This is a genomic window from Staphylococcus kloosii (assembly GCF_003019255.1).
GTDB classification, from domain to species: Bacteria; Bacillota; Bacilli; order Staphylococcales; family Staphylococcaceae; genus Staphylococcus; species Staphylococcus kloosii.
The window spans coordinates 961,739-977,647 of sequence record NZ_CP027846.1 but is presented as its reverse complement, the minus strand read 5'-3'; the positions used below and the strand labels follow the sequence as shown (position 1 = coordinate 977,647).

The 15,909-nt window shown below is 33.0% G+C and carries 15 protein-coding genes; 6 read left to right on the top strand and 9 right to left on the bottom strand.

The annotated features are described in order from the left end of the window. Nucleotides 1-189 precede the first annotated feature (189 nt). Both C7J89_RS04635 and C7J89_RS04630 read right to left on the bottom strand, forming a co-directional pair. Nucleotides 190-540: a transcriptional regulator, SarA/Rot family gene (locus C7J89_RS04635; protein WP_061853517.1), complete on the bottom strand. Its 351-nt coding sequence runs from the start codon at nt 538-540 to the stop codon at nt 190-192. Nucleotides 541-828: 288 nt separating this feature from the next. Beyond that, a complete protein-coding gene (locus tag C7J89_RS04630; protein WP_061853518.1) occupies nt 829-1,188 on the bottom strand; it encodes a hypothetical protein in 360 nt (119 codons plus the stop codon). A 544-nt stretch (nt 1,189-1,732) separates the two neighbouring features. Here C7J89_RS04630 and C7J89_RS04625 point away from each other — a divergent pair. Beyond that, on the top strand, nt 1,733-2,455 hold the full coding sequence (locus tag C7J89_RS04625; protein WP_103295628.1) for a CHAP domain-containing protein: 723 nt from the start codon (nt 1,733-1,735) through the stop codon (nt 2,453-2,455). Nucleotides 2,456-3,168: 713 nt separating this feature from the next. On the opposite strand, the gene nhaC is transcribed toward C7J89_RS04625, so the two are convergent. Together nhaC and C7J89_RS04615 are read right to left on the bottom strand one after the other, a co-directional pair. Then, a complete protein-coding gene (nhaC, locus tag C7J89_RS04620; protein WP_061853520.1) occupies nt 3,169-4,593 on the bottom strand; it encodes a Na+/H+ antiporter NhaC in 1,425 nt (474 codons plus the stop codon). A gap of 38 nt (nt 4,594-4,631) precedes the next feature. Continuing rightward, nucleotides 4,632-5,702 (bottom strand): NAD/NADP-dependent octopine/nopaline dehydrogenase family protein, encoded by a 1,071-nt coding sequence (locus tag C7J89_RS04615; protein WP_061853521.1) that lies wholly within the window; start codon nt 5,700-5,702, stop codon nt 4,632-4,634. A 158-nt stretch (nt 5,703-5,860) separates the two neighbouring features. On the opposite strand from C7J89_RS04615, the gene C7J89_RS04610 reads away from it, so the two are divergent. From C7J89_RS04610 to C7J89_RS04590, 5 genes are all read left to right on the top strand, one after another. Beyond that, nucleotides 5,861-6,238, top strand: a complete 378-nt coding sequence (locus C7J89_RS04610; protein WP_103295629.1) for a DUF4870 domain-containing protein — start codon at nt 5,861-5,863, stop codon at nt 6,236-6,238. A gap of 321 nt (nt 6,239-6,559) precedes the next feature. Continuing rightward, nucleotides 6,560-7,027, top strand: a complete 468-nt coding sequence (locus C7J89_RS04605) for a CHAP domain-containing protein (protein ID WP_061853523.1) — start codon at nt 6,560-6,562, stop codon at nt 7,025-7,027. A gap of 140 nt (nt 7,028-7,167) precedes the next feature. Further along, complete coding sequence (locus C7J89_RS04600) at nt 7,168-7,488, top strand: DMT family transporter (RefSeq protein ID WP_103295630.1); 321 nt, start codon at nt 7,168-7,170, stop codon at nt 7,486-7,488. After that, nucleotides 7,488-7,802 carry a DMT family transporter gene (locus tag C7J89_RS04595; protein ID WP_061853525.1) on the top strand — a complete coding sequence of 105 codons (315 nt, stop codon included), beginning with the start codon at nt 7,488-7,490 and terminating at the stop codon, nt 7,800-7,802. The genes C7J89_RS04600 and C7J89_RS04595 overlap by 1 nt, the downstream gene beginning before the upstream one ends. 63 nt (nt 7,803-7,865) lie before the next feature. After that, complete coding sequence (locus C7J89_RS04590) at nt 7,866-8,819, top strand: 2-hydroxyacid dehydrogenase family protein (protein ID WP_103295631.1); 954 nt, start codon at nt 7,866-7,868, stop codon at nt 8,817-8,819. Nucleotides 8,820-9,973: 1,154 nt separating this feature from the next. Here the strand turns inward: C7J89_RS04590 and C7J89_RS04580 are convergent. The 5 genes from C7J89_RS04580 to fdhF all read right to left on the bottom strand — a co-directional run bounded on the left by C7J89_RS04580 (nt 9,974) and on the right by fdhF (nt 15,817). Continuing rightward, a complete protein-coding gene (locus tag C7J89_RS04580; RefSeq protein ID WP_103295633.1) occupies nt 9,974-11,098 on the bottom strand; it encodes an FAD-dependent monooxygenase in 1,125 nt (374 codons plus the stop codon). An 86-nt stretch (nt 11,099-11,184) separates the two neighbouring features. Then, nucleotides 11,185-11,961, bottom strand: coding sequence for an N-acetylglucosaminidase (locus tag C7J89_RS04575; RefSeq protein WP_061853529.1), 777 nt, complete (start codon nt 11,959-11,961; stop codon nt 11,185-11,187). A 26-nt stretch (nt 11,962-11,987) separates the two neighbouring features. Further along, nucleotides 11,988-12,206, bottom strand: a complete 219-nt coding sequence (locus tag C7J89_RS13395) for a hypothetical protein (protein WP_061853530.1) — start codon at nt 12,204-12,206, stop codon at nt 11,988-11,990. Nucleotides 12,207-12,395: 189 nt separating this feature from the next. Beyond that, the gene (locus C7J89_RS04565; RefSeq protein ID WP_061853531.1) at nt 12,396-12,863 is read right to left on the bottom strand and encodes a helical membrane plugin domain-containing protein; all 468 of its coding nucleotides are present in this window, start codon (nt 12,861-12,863) and stop codon (nt 12,396-12,398) included. Further along, nucleotides 12,863-15,817 (bottom strand): formate dehydrogenase subunit alpha, encoded by a 2,955-nt coding sequence (gene fdhF / locus C7J89_RS04560; RefSeq protein WP_061853532.1) that lies wholly within the window; start codon nt 15,815-15,817, stop codon nt 12,863-12,865. The genes C7J89_RS04565 and fdhF overlap by 1 nt, the downstream gene beginning before the upstream one ends. Nucleotides 15,818-15,909 lie beyond the last annotated feature (92 nt).

Sequence of the window (15,909 nt, the reverse complement as noted above, 5' to 3'; positions counted from 1 at the left end):
ACCTCATTGATTATGATCTAACTCAATCATTCTTAGTTTAACACTCGACATTATTAAACAAAAGACTTCAATACTTTGTACTAGGTAAATTACTCGTCTTATTTTGTTTAAAAGTTATTATCAAATAAAAAAATTGCCAATAAAGTATCGAACTTTATCGGCAATTGATTGTAGGTGTATAGTTACTAATTAATAAAAATGTTTATTTAAAGCATTTATTGTATATTCAATTTTAGCTTTTTCTTGATTACTTATAAATACAATAACTGTTCTCTCATCATGTTCACTTCGTTTTTTATCTAAATAACCCATATCTTTTAACTTTTGCAATGCTTTCGTTATGTAGTAGGGTTTTAAATTGGTTTTTTGAGCAATTTCCTTTGCCGTCACTTCATAACCACTGCAGTTGTTTAAAATATTCAAGATGTATATTTCTTCAAAATTCAGTTTAAATTGATCTTTGATTATTTTAAAGAAAGATTTGACTTGATGATTGATGGTAAAAAGTTCATCTAATGTTGTAAATGCTTTTTCTTCCATAGTATCACTCCTGTTGTGTTAGTCTTAGATGTCAATACTTAAAAATATAATTATTTTTGTAAATATTATAATATTTATTCTATAACACTTTAGCATACAAATTCAATATATATTGAAAAACAATATAGTAATTCAATTTCATGCGTCATATTTAACTTAACTGTTATCTCAAATTGTTATAAAAATTCATGTATGTAAACACTGTAAATCTAAAAAAAATGAAGGAACATCATTTATGTATGATTTCCTTCATTCTATTTTTCAGGAAGAAACATATCCTGTAATTGATTATTTATTTTTACAATCGAAAGTGTCTAAGAAACTAAGTGCTGCCATACCTGATAAGTCAAGTGCATGTTTAGCGCCTTCTTTACCATGTCCAGCTTCAAAATGTTTATAAGCTGCAACACCTAAAACAGCGATTGTTAATAATGAACCTAAACGAGATAATTTTTTACTAGCGAAACTTAATACAAAGAATAATGCACTTAATGCTTCAAGCGCTCCTGCTAATGGTACTGATTTTTCTGGTAAACCAAAAACGTCAACAAAAGTATCTTTCATTGATTGGTCACCTTTTAATTTAGGTTGCGCTGCATTAAATAATTCTTTCGCTAATTTAACATTAGCTAAATAACGTAATATCATTACTTTCTCTCCTTATAAATAGTGATTAGTTACTAAACTAGCCCTTCTCCTGCGAACTAAATTTGTCAAAGTAAGAGAAGAAAATACGCTACCAACTATACTAACTTGCAGCATTTATGACTAGCTTTAATTTAATTACTTAAATATTATAGCATATGTTTTTTATAATCCTAATTCACTTGCTCGCAAAATGTTATTTCAGTTAAATTTTTTCTATTTATATGTTTTATGTAAATCAACATCTAACTATTAAATGTTGAAAGACGTTAATTTAAATTTTCTGTTATTTTACAGCTTTGTAATAATCTTTAAGGTAATTTTACTCTCCTAATTCTAAAAACGCCTCACTGACAAGTTTTAGCGATTTAATTAATTAAAGTTATTTGTTACAAATTTCTACTCTTTATTAGAACTAAATTACAAAACTATAACATTGCGCACAAAAGCTAATTTTTCTGCTATATTAATTCTTGTCGTTTTAACCACGCTTTTGAGGCGTGACATTGGGAAAAATTATTGAAAAATTTTAGGAGGATATTTTACAATGAAAAAAATCGCTACTGCTACTATCGCTACTGCAGGAATCGCTACTGTTGCTTTTGCACATCATGATGCACACGCAGCTGAAAATAATAATAGTGGATACAATCCAAATGACCCTACGTCATACAGCTACACTTACACAATAGATCAACAAGGTAATTATCACTATGACTGGCAAGGTAATTGGAATCCAAGCCAAGCTAACCACACTAACAATAGTAATGTTAACTATTCAAATAATGCTGGGTCAACTGCAAACGCGACTCAATCATATACAGCTAACAACAATACAACTGGTGGTAGAGGCGCAGTTTCTAACTCAACTTCTAACCACAACATCAAAGTAACTACACAAACTGCACCATCAAGCTCAGCTAACTCAATCGCTAGCACATCAGGTTCTTCAAACAATTTATACACTTCTGGTCAATGTACATACTATGTATATGACAAAGTTGGCGGTAAAATTGGTTCAACTTGGGGAGACGCTAGAAACTGGGCAAGCGCTGCTGCATCTTCAGGTTACACTGTAAATAACACACCAAAAGCTGGTTCAATTTTACAATCATCTGCTGGTGCTTATGGACACGTTGCATACGTTGAAAGCGTTGGAAGCAATGGTTCAGTTAAAGTTTCAGAAATGAACTATGGTCACGGTGCTGGTGTAGTATCAACACGTACTATCTCTGCTAGTGAAGCTTCAAGCTATAACTACATTCATTAATAAAAAAAGCAACCGCTTGGTTGCTTTTTTATTTTTCTTAAATATTAAAGGGACTAGACAAAGTATGATACCTTGTCTAGTCCCTATTTTATTTATTTAATTGGGTTAAAATAGATAAGCTATTACTAACCAATATATAAACGAAAATAAAAAATATATCGGTACATTTTCCGCTTGTTGGTTATTATCTCGTTTTAATATAAAAATACTGCCAAATATTAATAACAGAATTGTTAATAACAATCTTACTATTAACATTGTTATACTTTCCGTTACATTTGGTGTGTACGAACTCAACACCAAAAATATAGAAAAAATTATTATCGCTACAGTGTAAATGTATATAATTGATAGTCGTTTATAAATAGAATAAAGCCAAAATAATAATATACCGTATATCGAAATCACGAGTAATTCATGAATAAAAAAACGGTTATTAACGCAATCAGTTTTGTATTGCACAATCGCTACAATAAAATACAATACAAAACCGATTATTGAAAAAATAATTGAAGGATATTTTTTCTTATGAATATTCAAATTGAAATATTGATGTATTCCAAAACAACATAGTAATATCGCTACAATGATTACTATATATAACATTGGAATCACCTCATCCATATTATTATTCTATCCGTTTCTACATCTTCTAAAACTTAAATATTAAAATTGATTATATTTTTTTCAAAAATAATTTCACACTATAACTATTAACCGTTTGATGACGGTAATTGTTTATCATCGGATCGATTGTTTACCTTTTTAATACCAATACCTGTAAATCCATAAATAATTGCAAAGACGATACATAAGTAACATGGGACTGTCCAAATAAAGAACTTATCGACGGCAACACCTAGTTGTTGTGTATAGTAAATACCTGAAGTCCCCCATGGAATTAATGGGATTAACATCGTTCCTGAATCTTCTAATGTTCGTGATAAATTAGAACGATCTAAATCCATTTTATTGTACATGTCCATCATTAATACACCGACCATAATAATAACTACAGATGCTACGCCGGCAGCCAATACCATAATAATACCACCGATAATTGTAGCTAAAATTAATTGTCCAACAGAGTTAATATTTTTAGCTATTTTTTCTAAAATTACATCTAAACAACCGGCTTTCTCTACTATTCCAGCAAAAGCATAACCAGTAAAAATAGTGACGATGATTTCAGTCATACTCATCATGCCACCTTGTTGCACAAGGGCAATAGTCTTTTCTGACAATCCACTACTATGCACTAGCATCGTATCTTTAAAACCATCGAAACTCGCTTTAAAACCATCTACTATATTGAAATGATTGTTAAATGTACCGACCAAAATTGCACTTAAACTTGATGCTAACATCGCTGGTACAGTAGAAATCTTACATAATAAACAAACTACTATAACGATAATAGGAATCCATACGAAAAAATTTATATTATAAATTTGTGCCAGCTCTGATAATAATCTTTTCATTTGTGATGTATTCGTATTACCTTTATAACCCATGCCTGCAAAAAACCATACAATTAAACCTATAATCGATGCTGGAATTGTAGTCCACATCATTGCTCTAATATGATTAAAAATATTTACTTTAGTGACAAGTGCTGCCAAATTAGTCGTATCTGATAACGGCGACATTTTGTCTCCAAATACTGCTCCGGCAATAATGGCACCAGCAGCCATTCCACTATCAATATTTAACTGTGTCCCTATAGCCATTAATGAAATACCTGCAGTAGAAGCTGAACCCCAAGCCGTACCAGTAGCAACAGATGTAATTGCACTAATAATAAATGCCGACACTAAAAAATAGTGAGGATTTAGAAACTCTAAGCCATAATATATTAATGAAGGTACAGTCCCTGAATACATCCAAGTACCAACAATAATACCTACTGCTAATATAATGAACAACGCTGGCATCGCTGTGGATAGCCTTTTTGTAATACCTTCTTCAAGATCTGTCCACTTTAAACCGACTCTCCTAGCAATCCATGCTGCATATGCAGATGATAAGATAAGTAATGCCTGAATAGGTATATTAAAAACAATAAATCCTGTTACTACAATTACAATCATTACTAAAATAGTTGAAATAGATTCTATAAATGTAGGCTTTCTCGTCATCCAATTCCCCTTTACAAATAATTTGCTAAACCATCATTTTAATCTAACCCTAATTTCTCTAGTCCTAATTCTTCGACAGTAAGTCCTTCATCAAAGAAGTCTCGCTCTAATATCGTTGATGCAATAACAATAATGGCATCAATATTCGGTGTTTCAACATCTAACGCTCTACCTAAGCTAGACCATAATACTAGTCCAAAAGCAATATCTTCAGTTAAATAACGATTTTTAACTTCGTTAGGTCCCTTTATTTGTGAGAATACTTCACTGGAATTGAATAATCTATGCAATGGCATATCTTCATCTTCTTCAGATAGATAACCACGTTCTATTCTGGCACCTTTCGCAGTATTTAATTCAAAACCTAACTTTCTCCCTAAAGTTAATCTTTCTAATTCAACTGCGTGCAACAATTTAACTGTATGCAATGTTATACCCTCTTTATATAATGCAAACTCGTCCGCATAATCTATACGTCCTACATTTAATAAAGTAGGTCCGGGATGCACTTCGGGATTCCCATTTTCAAGATTAGTTTTCCATAAACTTTCTTCTTTAACAATATATGGATAAAGGTCTTCTACTAATTTAAAACTGTCTGCTAAATAAGATTTATCATAAGTAGAAAAATGAACTTTTCTCACATTTAAAGATAAATTGACTTCTGCGTTGTCAAAATCAACTCTTGTCCCATACGTTAATGTATTGACTTCTGCAAATTGTGGCATCGTGTCAATATGCATATCTTCGAGCACATTGATAAATCTAATTGAGCCCATTGCTGCTGCCATATTAAATAAAATAAGTTGGTCATTTGTTAAAAACTCAGCCATTGTTTTAGCATAATGTTCTATAAAAGAAGATGGAATAATGATTTGTATCACTTCTGCATCTTTTAATACATATTCCATATCATCACTAATATTTGTAAATTCAACAAATTGTTCTTCACCTTCATTATTAAAATGAAAGCCTCCATTATTAATAGCCGTTTCAAATTTATGAATTGATTGGTTTCTACAATATAACTTCACTTCATGACCTTTTGTTATCATATCTAGGGCAGCCGTAACCGCACCGTTACCTGATCCTACGATTGCTATTTTCATGCTTATCACTTCTTTCTTTAAATAGGATTTAACTTGCTGCAGTTCAATTTAGTATATAAACCACTTCATTGTAAACTATCATATTAGTGAGGTATTTGCTACACAATATATTAATTATTTCAATAGTTTGTTATAATCCTCTCAAAAGGAGGAATCTTATGACTAATAACGACTCATATCAATACGATTTTGATGACACGAAGCAAACTTTGAATACGACGAGTGAAGAACGTTTAATGGTTATGTTAATTTATATTTTAAGTTTTTTCACTTCATTTATAGGCCCATTAATAATATGGTTAGTTAAACGTGAAGAATCACCTTTCGTTGACCGTGGTGGAAAAGACTACTTTAATTTCTTAATTTCTTATATTATTTGGACAGTCGTTTCTACGTTACTTATACTTATTTTAATTGGTTTTGTTTTATTACCTATTGTAGCTATCTTAAATTTAGTTTTCACAATCATTGCCATAGTTAAGGCTAGCAATGGTGAACATTACCTACCGCCTTTATCTATAAGATTTATAAAATAAGACAAACACAATATTATGAAAATTTACAAAGTCTTGTAATAAAGTAATACCACAATTTCATAAAAGTATTATTGTTATCGGCTCAATGCCTTTTAATGGCCTGATATCATTTTGTAACTTCATGTAGCGTTTATTACAACGATATGTGAGGTTTTTTTAATTCCTTTACAAAACAATAACAAACCACACAAACGCGTTTTCTTCTGATAAAGTATTACTTGTCGTAATCGCTAGTAGTATTAATGCGACATTAGAATAAAGTCATTTCAGTCAATCGCTTAGAAATATAAAGATAGAAATTTTTGGGAGGATATTTTTATTATGAAAAAATTAGTAACAGCTACAACTTTAACAGCAGGAATCGGAGCAGCAATCGTAGGTTTAGATCACGGTCATGAAGCACATGCAGCAGAAACTGCTAACGCTCAACAATCAACACAATCAGCTAGTACACAAAGCACTAGCGGTAATTTATATACTGCAGGTCAATGTACTTGGTATGTTTACGATAAAGTTGGTGGCAACATCGGCTCTACTTGGGGAAATGCAAATAACTGGGCTTCTGCAGCATCAGCAGCAGGATATACAGTAAACAATTCACCTTCAGCTGGTTCAATCTTACAATCAAGTGAAGGCGCTATGGGCCACGTTGCATATGTTGAAAATGTAAACAGCGACGGTTCTGTTGAAGTATCAGAAATGAACTACAGTGGCGGACCATACTCTGTAAGTAACCGTACTATCTCAGCTAGTGAAGCTGGTTCTTATAATTATATTCACGTAAAATAAAACTTAACTTATTATTAATATATAGATAACAAATGACTGCGGTCATTTGTTATTTTTTTTGTTGAAAATCATACTCATTGCATGACACTATAGTTTTTGAGAAAATGGTGGAGTTTATTACATATTTAAGGAGGTCTACTATGCAATGGCTTAAAGTATTTTTAGCTGGTTTGGTAGAAGTTATTTGGGTTACTGGTTTGAATAAAGCCGACTCATTGTTTGCGTGGCTTATCGTCGCGATTTTTATTGTTTTAAGTTTTTATTTAGTTATAGCCGCTTGTAAAACATTACCTGTAGGTACAGTCTACGCCGTTTTCGTCGGCATGGGGACCATTGGTACAGTATTAGTCGACATATTCTTTTTCCATGAACCATTTAGTTTATTAAAACTTATTTTAATAGCTTTATTAATCATTGGCATAATCGGACTAAAATTAACTACGACTGAAGGTGAAGCATAATGGCATGGTTAATATTAGTAGCAGCTGGTTGTATGGAAATCGTAGGTGTTATTATTTTAAATGAACTGACAAAGCGTAATAGTAAATCACTGATAGTCGCACTTGCCATCGCCTTTATTTGTAGTTTCAGCACATTAAAAGTTGCTATGCTTCATATTCCTATGGGTACTGCCTACTCTGTGTGGAGTGGTATAGGTACTGGTGGGGGCACGATTGTTGGTATGTTATTTTACAAAGAATCTAAAAGCATCGCACGTATTTTCTTTATTGGGTTAATTATAGTAGCAGTTATAGGATTAAAATTAATAAGTTAAAACACTACTGTTTGTGACTCTTTAAAATCTTTATTATACTAGGGGTAAAGGATGTGAACACAAATGTCAAAAGTATTTATTGCCGGAGCAATACCACAAGTAGGTTTGGATTTGCTCGAACAACACTTTGAAGTTTCTGTTTATGAAGGTACTGGTATAATAGATCAACAAACATTAAAAGATGGCGTCAAAGATGCCGATGCTTTAGTTAGTTTACTTTCTACTAATGTTGATAAAGAAATTATCGACGCTGGTAAAAATTTAAAAATCATTGCAAACTATGGTGCTGGCTTTAATAATGTTGATATTGATTATGCAAGACAAAACAATATCGATGTTACAAACACACCTAAAGCTTCAACTGATGCAACTGCTGAATTAACAATTGCATTAGTTTTATCGGTAGCTAGAAGAATTCCTGAAGGTGACAAATTATGTCGTACCACTGGTTTTGACGGCTGGGCGCCTTTATTCTTTAGAGGCCGTGAAGTATCGAAAAAAACGATTGGTATTATCGGTTTAGGGGAAATTGGTAGCGCCGTTGCTCGTCGTGCCAAAGCCTTTGATATGGACATTTTGTACACAGGACCACATCAAAAACCAGAAAAAGAACGCGAAATTGGTGCTAAGTATGTAGACTTAGAAACTTTACTAAAAAATGCTGACTTTATAACTATCAATGCAGCTTACAACCCTTCACTACATCACCAAATTGATAAAGAACAATTTGAAATGATGAAACCAACAAGTTATTTAATCAATGCATCAAGAGGTCCAATTGTAAATGAACAAGCACTCGTTGATGCCTTAAAATCACAAGAAATTGAAGGTGCTGCACTAGATGTATTTGAGTTTGAACCTGAAATAAATGATGAACTAACAACATTAGATAATGTTGTTATAACGCCACACATTGGTAATGCTACATTTGAAGCACGCGATATGATGTCTAAAATTGTGGCCAACGATACGATTAGTAAACTTTCAGGTGACGAACCACAATTTAAAGTAAACTAAACAACTTAACAAGATTTATCAAATATCTTGTTAATAATAAACAGCAAAACGACGGTCACTTTGGAATCCCATTGTAACCGTCGTTATTTTATATATACACTTAACTTTCATACTAAGAGATATTATATTAATCTTTTCAGCTAGCCACTTAAAATTATTACTTTGAATCGCGAGCCAATGAAGTTAACACCTAGAATTTATAAAGCATGTTACTTCAACATAAAGCTCAATTTCTTTCTATCCACGAAGTCTTTTATTTTGAGCAAGACTCCTGACGGAATAGAAAGTGTCTCGAGACCACAGGCTCGAGCCTTTCCCGTAGGAAAGCGTAGCTCAAAATATATATTCACACACCACTTCCCTTTTAAAATAAAGATGAAGGTATGATTTAACCGAATAACACCGTTGTTTTCATTCCCATTAACACACTTTATTTTGAGCAAGACTCCTGACGGAATAGAAAGTGCCTCGAGACTACAGGCTCGAGCCTTTCCCGTAGGAAAGTGTAGCTCAAAATATATATCCACACACCACTTCCCAATTAAAATAAAGATGAATGAAATGGCTAAGCCAATAACACTGTCGTTACCATTCCCTTTAACACACTTTATTTTGAGCAAGACTCCTGACGGAATAGAAAGTGCCTCGAGACTACTGGCTCGAGCCTTTCCCGTAGGAAAGCGTAGCTTAAAATATATTACTCACATCACACTTCCCAATAAAAAAAAGATGAATGAAATGGCTATCTAAATTATTAACATAACTTAGTTTTTGTTAATTCCATTCCCATTTATACACTTTTATTTTGAGCGAGACTCCTAACGGAATAGAAAGAGCCTCGAGACTACAGGCTCGAGCCTTTCCCGTAGGAAAGCGTAGCTCAAAATATATTATTCACACACTACTCCCCAATTAAAATAAAGATGAATGAAATGACTAAGCCAATAACACTGTCGTTACCATTCCCTTTAACACACTTTATTTTGAGCAAGACTCCTGACGGAATAGAAAGTGCCTCGAGACTACAGGCTCGAGCCTTTCCCGTAGGAAAGCGCAACTCAAAATAATTATTATTACAAACCAAGATACATATAAAAAACCAATCAACACATTTAAGTTTCAAACATGTTGATTGGTTATTAGCATTTCTATTCTTACTTATCTTTCATTTTATAAATAAACTTAGTTTGATTAGAAATTAATTTATTTGGTATCAACTTCGTAATAAAATTTCTCACCTTAATAACTAATCCATTCGAACTTTGCGCAATTTTACCAATTGATCTCGATTTCTTAATAACCTTTTTCGTATGTCCCACACGTAATGCATCATAACGTGATAATGCTTCATCAAAGTCATAAGATTTAAGACAATTTGCTAATACAATTGCATCTTCCATCGCTTGCCCAGCGCCTTGTCCTAAATTAGGCGTCGTTGCATGTGCAGCATCTCCTAATAGTAACGTACGTTCATAAACAAAAGTTTTTAACGGTTTTAAATCATAAATGTCATGTAACAAGATACCAGTTTCCTCTTGCTTATCTAAGACCATTCTTACTTCATTTGGTAAATGATTATACCTAGCCTGCAAATGCGGTTTAGCATAAGCTTTAAATTTGTCATCTTGTTCGTTAGCATTAACAGAAATAAACCAATATGCTTCATTATTGATTAATGGTACGATACCTACTCGCCCTTTTTTAGTCCAATACTCTTTAGCTATATGAGGTTCTTTTAAATGAATATCTTGTACTAAACCTCGAAAGACAGTATAACCTTGATAAATAGGTTTACTTTCTGGTTCAACACTTGCTCTAACATGTGAGTGTAAGCCGTCAGCACCAATACATAAATCAAACGATTTACTATCATGATGCGCAAAGTGAACCTCTACTTTATCACTATTATTCTCAACACGTATTACGTTATGATTTGTATAAATAGTAGAAGGATCAACATAAGATTTAATAACGTCTAGCAATGTTTGACGACGTAACGTTAAATTGACGGTATTTTCTTTCAAAGTAGCCATTGAAAGTGTTTTACCCTTATCATCTAACACTTCCATTGCTTTTATTAATTGACCAGCATTTTTAATACCTTTAGCTAAATCATGACCTGCTAATTTAGCGAGTACATTACCACCAATACCTATACCTGCACCTAATTCTTCAACAGTCTCATTACGTTCATATATCTCTACTTCATGTCCCTGTTCTTGTAATAAAGCTGCGGCAGTTAGTCCGCCTATACCTGCACCAATAATTGCTATTTTCAATTTCCTTGCACCTCAAATCTAAAATTGATGAAATAAACAAAAAAGTCACGAAAATTATATTATTATGCCATTACTTGCTTAGTAATTTACAAGTAATGATGCTTATTAATATGATCTTTTTTAATGCCTAGTTGTTCATAATAATGTTTCATTACTTGAGCGATATTATCATCCCAATTTATATCACTCGCATATTGATGCTTACCTGGGTCTTCAGGATGCCATCTCATTTGATATAAAGATAATTGATTATTATCAAAATAATTTTCTCTGACAAATTTTGCACCACCCATAATTGCCTTATCTGGTGAGTCCCACTTTTCTTTCTTTGCATAACTACTACCATGATGTAAGGCATTTTCATCAAAAGCACCTATACCAAAAAAGTTATAATATCGTTTACCATCATCTTTTAAACCTTGTGCTAATTCTGATTTACCATTACCAGTCTCGACAAGTGCGTGACTAATTAGATAAATAACATTTACATCATATTTATCTTGGGCATCTAAAAATGCTTGTCCCTTATTTTTAAATACGCCTTTATCACGCAACATATGATTAACTTCTTTTTTTGACAAAGCTACTTTTTCCGTAATTTGCATATGGTTAATATTGTCGTTCTTATCGTCTACTTTCATTGCCTTACTAACATCTGTTTTTGATGCATTTTCAAAACCATTACTCGTGGCCTTTGTATTTAAAGCGCCATTACCAACTTGTTTATTTACCGCTTCTTTAAACGTATAATTTCTTTCATTATGAAATAAATTCGTTTCATTAATAATTAATAAAATGGCAAAAACCACTAATATAACGATTAAAATTATTGTTGGTAGGCGCTTTTTAATGCGCTCGTCCATTGTATTAAGATCCCCCTGCAGGTTAATTAGGTTAATATTTTATATGCTATAACAATAACAAATATGACAACGACAAATGAAACATTTACCGCAATTCTCATGCCTTTTTTGTCTCTAAATAAAGCATTAAAAATAACCAGACTAATCGCTAATGACGCAACAAACATAGCTATCGCCGGTATGAGCTTCATCAGAATTAATAAAATAATTCCTATAACGAGTAATATATTAGAAAATATAGCCATTATTTTAATGATATTTGGATTGATAAGCAGTCCACTCCTTTACCTAGTTACACGTCTTATAGTGACGCAACAATTCAAATTGTACCATAATTTAACATAAAGCTATATCACAATAACACAACAAAAAAGCATACAGCCATTTGAACACGTGCGATAGTGTTCAAATGGTGTATGCAATTAAAATTAATATTATTCTCTAGACATACCTCGTAGCATATTTAACATATACGTAAGACTCTTGTTCATCTCGTCGTCTCGTAATACACCCATTAAACCTGTAATTGACGTTTTTTGATTAGGATTAGCTTGATTTGCAACACGTAAACCTTTTGAAACTTTGTTTAGCATTGTCGTTAAATCATCAACATTTAAATCACCTAATAAAAAGACGAGTGAAGCCATGTTAGATATCAACCCAGTATATTGTTCTTTGTTTAATTCCACAGCAAATTTGTTAGCAATAACGCCTCTACCATTCACTGCACCAGACATAGCATCTAAAAGCTTAGCATCATCTAGTGCTTTAACTAAGTTAATTGCTTTTAAAATGCTATCTTTGTTTTCAGCTATAGCATCTGTAACTTCGCTCAGGCTTTCTGCTTTAATTTGTTCTTCTGACTTTTCTATTCGATTAATTTTACTAATTCTTTCAGCCATTATTTATCCACCTGATTTCCTGGGAAAATATAGTCGCCACGTTCCCATTTCTTCTGTACTTGAACGCTATATTGCGGTTTGCGTTGTTTATCTACACGGAAGTTTGTTGGATTTAATGGTGATTTACCACGGCGTGTTTTAACTTCCATACGACAACTTGTACGTTTGTAAGACGGTGTATCAGTATCTTTATCTACTTCGCTATTCGTTAATAAATTAATAGCACCATTATCGCCATGTAGCATCGCATTATTATTTAAAGGTATGTAAATTTCTTTACCTTTAACTCGGTCTGTTACGTGAACGATAATTTCAACTTCACCAGTATCAGAAATTAGTTTTACTTCAGCACCTTCATGAATGCCACGATCTTCAGCTAACTCAGGTGAAATTTCTACAAAGGTATTAGGCATTTTATATTCTAAGCCTGGCACTTTATAAGTCATGTTTCCTTCATGGAAATGCTCTAATAAACGACCATTATTAACATGTAAATCATAAACTTCATTTTCTTTAAAGAAGTTATCAAATGATAATGGGAAGAATTTAGCTTTTTTGTTTTCAAAGTTGAAACCATCTAAATATAATATTGGTTGATCTGTACCGTCTTCAGCAACAGGCCATTGTAAACTATTATATCCTTCTAAACGGTCATAACTTACGCCAGAATATAATGGCGTTAATCTAGCTATCTCATCCATAATTTCACTTGGATTATTGTAATTCCAATCATAACCTAATGATTTTGCAACAAGTTGGATAATTTGCCAATCCGGTTTAGAATCACCTTTCGGATCAAAGGCTTGATACAGACGTTGGATACGTCGTTCTGTATTAGTAAATGTACCTTCTTTTTCAAGTGATGGACTGGCAGGTAATATTACGTCAGCATAAGTAGCTGTAAAAGTAAAGAACTCATCTTGTACGACTAAGAACTCAACTTTTTCTAATGCTGCTTGTACGAAATTAATATTAGAGTCTACAATACCTGTATCTTCACCATATAAATACAACGCACCGATTTCGTCATTGTGAATACCTTCCATCATTTGGTGGTTGTCTCTACCTGCTTTAGCGGGTAATTCTGTACCATATTCTTGTTCAAATTTAGCACGAATTTTATCATCTGTTACTAATTGATACCCTGGGAATTGGTCTGGCATGCTACCCATATCACTACAACCTTGTACGTTATTGTGACCACGTAAAGGATATGCACCTGAACCCGGCTTTCTATAGTTACCAGTAGCTAACAATAAATTAGAGATAGAAGTAGACGTATCACTACCAATATCTTGTTGTGTTACACCCATAGCCCAGCAAATTGATACTGCTTCTGCATCAACAACTTGATGTGCAAAGGCAATTAAATCTTCTTTAGGAATACCAGTTGTTTCTTCGGCAAATTCCATTGTAAATGGTGCTAAAGACTCATAATATTCATTGAAGTTATCTACCCATTCATCGATAAATGATTGATCTTGTAATCCTTGATCAATGATATATTTTGTAACTGCTGAAATCCATACTAAATCAGTACCTGGTTTAGGTTGATAGAAATAATCCGCACGTTCTGCCATTTCATGTTTTCTAATATCAAAAACAGTTAAGTTGTTGTTATACAACTTGTGACCACGTTTAATTCTAGACGCGATGACTGGATGAGCTTCGGCAGTATTCGTACCAATTAAAACAACCATACTTGCTTTTTCTAAATCATCTATAGAACCTGAGTCACCACCGTGACCTACAGTTCTAAATAAACCTTTAGTAGCTGGTGCTTGGCAATAACGTGAACAATTATCGACGTTGTTAGTTCCGATAATTTGACGAGCAAGTTTTTGCATTAAATAAGATTCTTCGTTTGTTGCTTTAGAAGATGAAATAAATGCTAAACCATCTGAACCTTTTTCTTCTTTTACTTTGTTGAAATTATCAGATACTACTTTTAAAGCTTCATCCCATTCCACTTCATAAAATTCACCATCTTTACGTACTAAAGGTTTCGTTAAACGTTCGTCAGAATCTACATAATCCCAACCAAATTTACCTTTAACACAAGATGAAATTTTATTTGCAGGAGATTCAGGTTGTGGTTGAACCTTTAAGACTTCACGGTCTTTTGTCCATACATCAAATGAACATCCAACACCACAATATGTACATACTGTTTTAGTTTTTTGGATGCGTTCTTTACGCATTGCCGCTTCAGAATCTGACACAGCAAACAACGGACCATAACCTGGTTCCGCTTTCTTAGTTAAATCAATCATCGCAGCAAGTGAACCTGGTTCCATATCTGTCATATAACCAGCGTTACCTTCCATATTCACTTCCATCATTGCATTACATGGACAAACCGTTGCACATTGGCCACAACCAACACAAGATGAGTCATTGATCGTAGTATCATTGTCCCAAATTACTCTCGGTTGTTGGCGTTCCCAGTCAATCGTTAATGTTTCATTGACTTGTACATCTTGACAAACTTCTACACAACGACCACATAAAATACATTGATTTGGATCATAGCGATAAAATGGACCATAATCTTTTTCGTATGGCTTTTCTTTATATTCATAAGTTTGATGTTCAAGACCCCATTGGTCCATCGTATTATGAATTTCGCAATCTCCATTATTATAGTCACAAACGGTACAGTAGAGTTGGTGTTTCTCTAAAATTCTGTCTAGCGCTTCTTTTTGACTTGTTTGGACTCTATCATTTTGTGTGTTTACAACCATAGGTTTATTAATTGTTGTGCTACATGCACGAGCAATTTGTCCATCTATTTCTACAGTACATGTATCACACGTTTGGATAGGCCCTAACGATTCGTTATAACAAATTGACGGTACGAAAGTATCTTGAGATTTAATAAACTCAAGTAAATTTGTACCCGGTTCTACTAAATAGTCCTTACCATCTAGCGTAATTATTAAATGCGTTTGCATTACAACAGCCCCTTTTATTATTTGATGCCCGACTGACAAAGGTGACATTTTTCTATTTCAATAAGCCCCACACTCATTAAAGATAGAATTAT

What these genes read in the sequence shown, in the direction of transcription:
- C7J89_RS04635 (WP_061853517.1), bottom strand. Translation starts at nt 540, where the DNA reads ATGGAAGAAAAAGCATTTACAACATTAGATGAACTTTTTACCATCAAT.
- C7J89_RS04630 (WP_061853518.1), bottom strand. Translation starts at nt 1,188, where the DNA reads ATGATATTACGTTATTTAGCTAATGTTAAATTAGCGAAAGAATTATTT.
- C7J89_RS04625 (WP_103295628.1), top strand. Translation starts at nt 1,733, where the DNA reads ATGAAAAAAATCGCTACTGCTACTATCGCTACTGCAGGAATCGCTACT.
- nhaC (WP_061853520.1), bottom strand. Translation starts at nt 4,593, where the DNA reads ATGACGAGAAAGCCTACATTTATAGAATCTATTTCAACTATTTTAGTA.
- C7J89_RS04615 (WP_061853521.1), bottom strand. Translation starts at nt 5,702, where the DNA reads ATGAAAATAGCAATCGTAGGATCAGGTAACGGTGCGGTTACGGCTGCC.
- C7J89_RS04610 (WP_103295629.1), top strand. Translation starts at nt 5,861, where the DNA reads ATGACTAATAACGACTCATATCAATACGATTTTGATGACACGAAGCAA.
- C7J89_RS04605 (WP_061853523.1), top strand. Translation starts at nt 6,560, where the DNA reads ATGAAAAAATTAGTAACAGCTACAACTTTAACAGCAGGAATCGGAGCA.
- C7J89_RS04600 (WP_103295630.1), top strand. Translation starts at nt 7,168, where the DNA reads ATGCAATGGCTTAAAGTATTTTTAGCTGGTTTGGTAGAAGTTATTTGG.
- C7J89_RS04595 (WP_061853525.1), top strand. Translation starts at nt 7,488, where the DNA reads ATGGCATGGTTAATATTAGTAGCAGCTGGTTGTATGGAAATCGTAGGT.
- C7J89_RS04590 (WP_103295631.1), top strand. Translation starts at nt 7,866, where the DNA reads ATGTCAAAAGTATTTATTGCCGGAGCAATACCACAAGTAGGTTTGGAT.
- C7J89_RS04575 (WP_061853529.1), bottom strand. Translation starts at nt 11,961, where the DNA reads ATGGACGAGCGCATTAAAAAGCGCCTACCAACAATAATTTTAATCGTT.
- C7J89_RS13395 (WP_061853530.1), bottom strand. Translation starts at nt 12,206, where the DNA reads ATGGCTATATTTTCTAATATATTACTCGTTATAGGAATTATTTTATTA.
- C7J89_RS04565 (WP_061853531.1), bottom strand. Translation starts at nt 12,863, where the DNA reads ATGGCTGAAAGAATTAGTAAAATTAATCGAATAGAAAAGTCAGAAGAA.
- fdhF (WP_061853532.1), bottom strand. Translation starts at nt 15,817, where the DNA reads ATGCAAACGCATTTAATAATTACGCTAGATGGTAAGGACTATTTAGTA.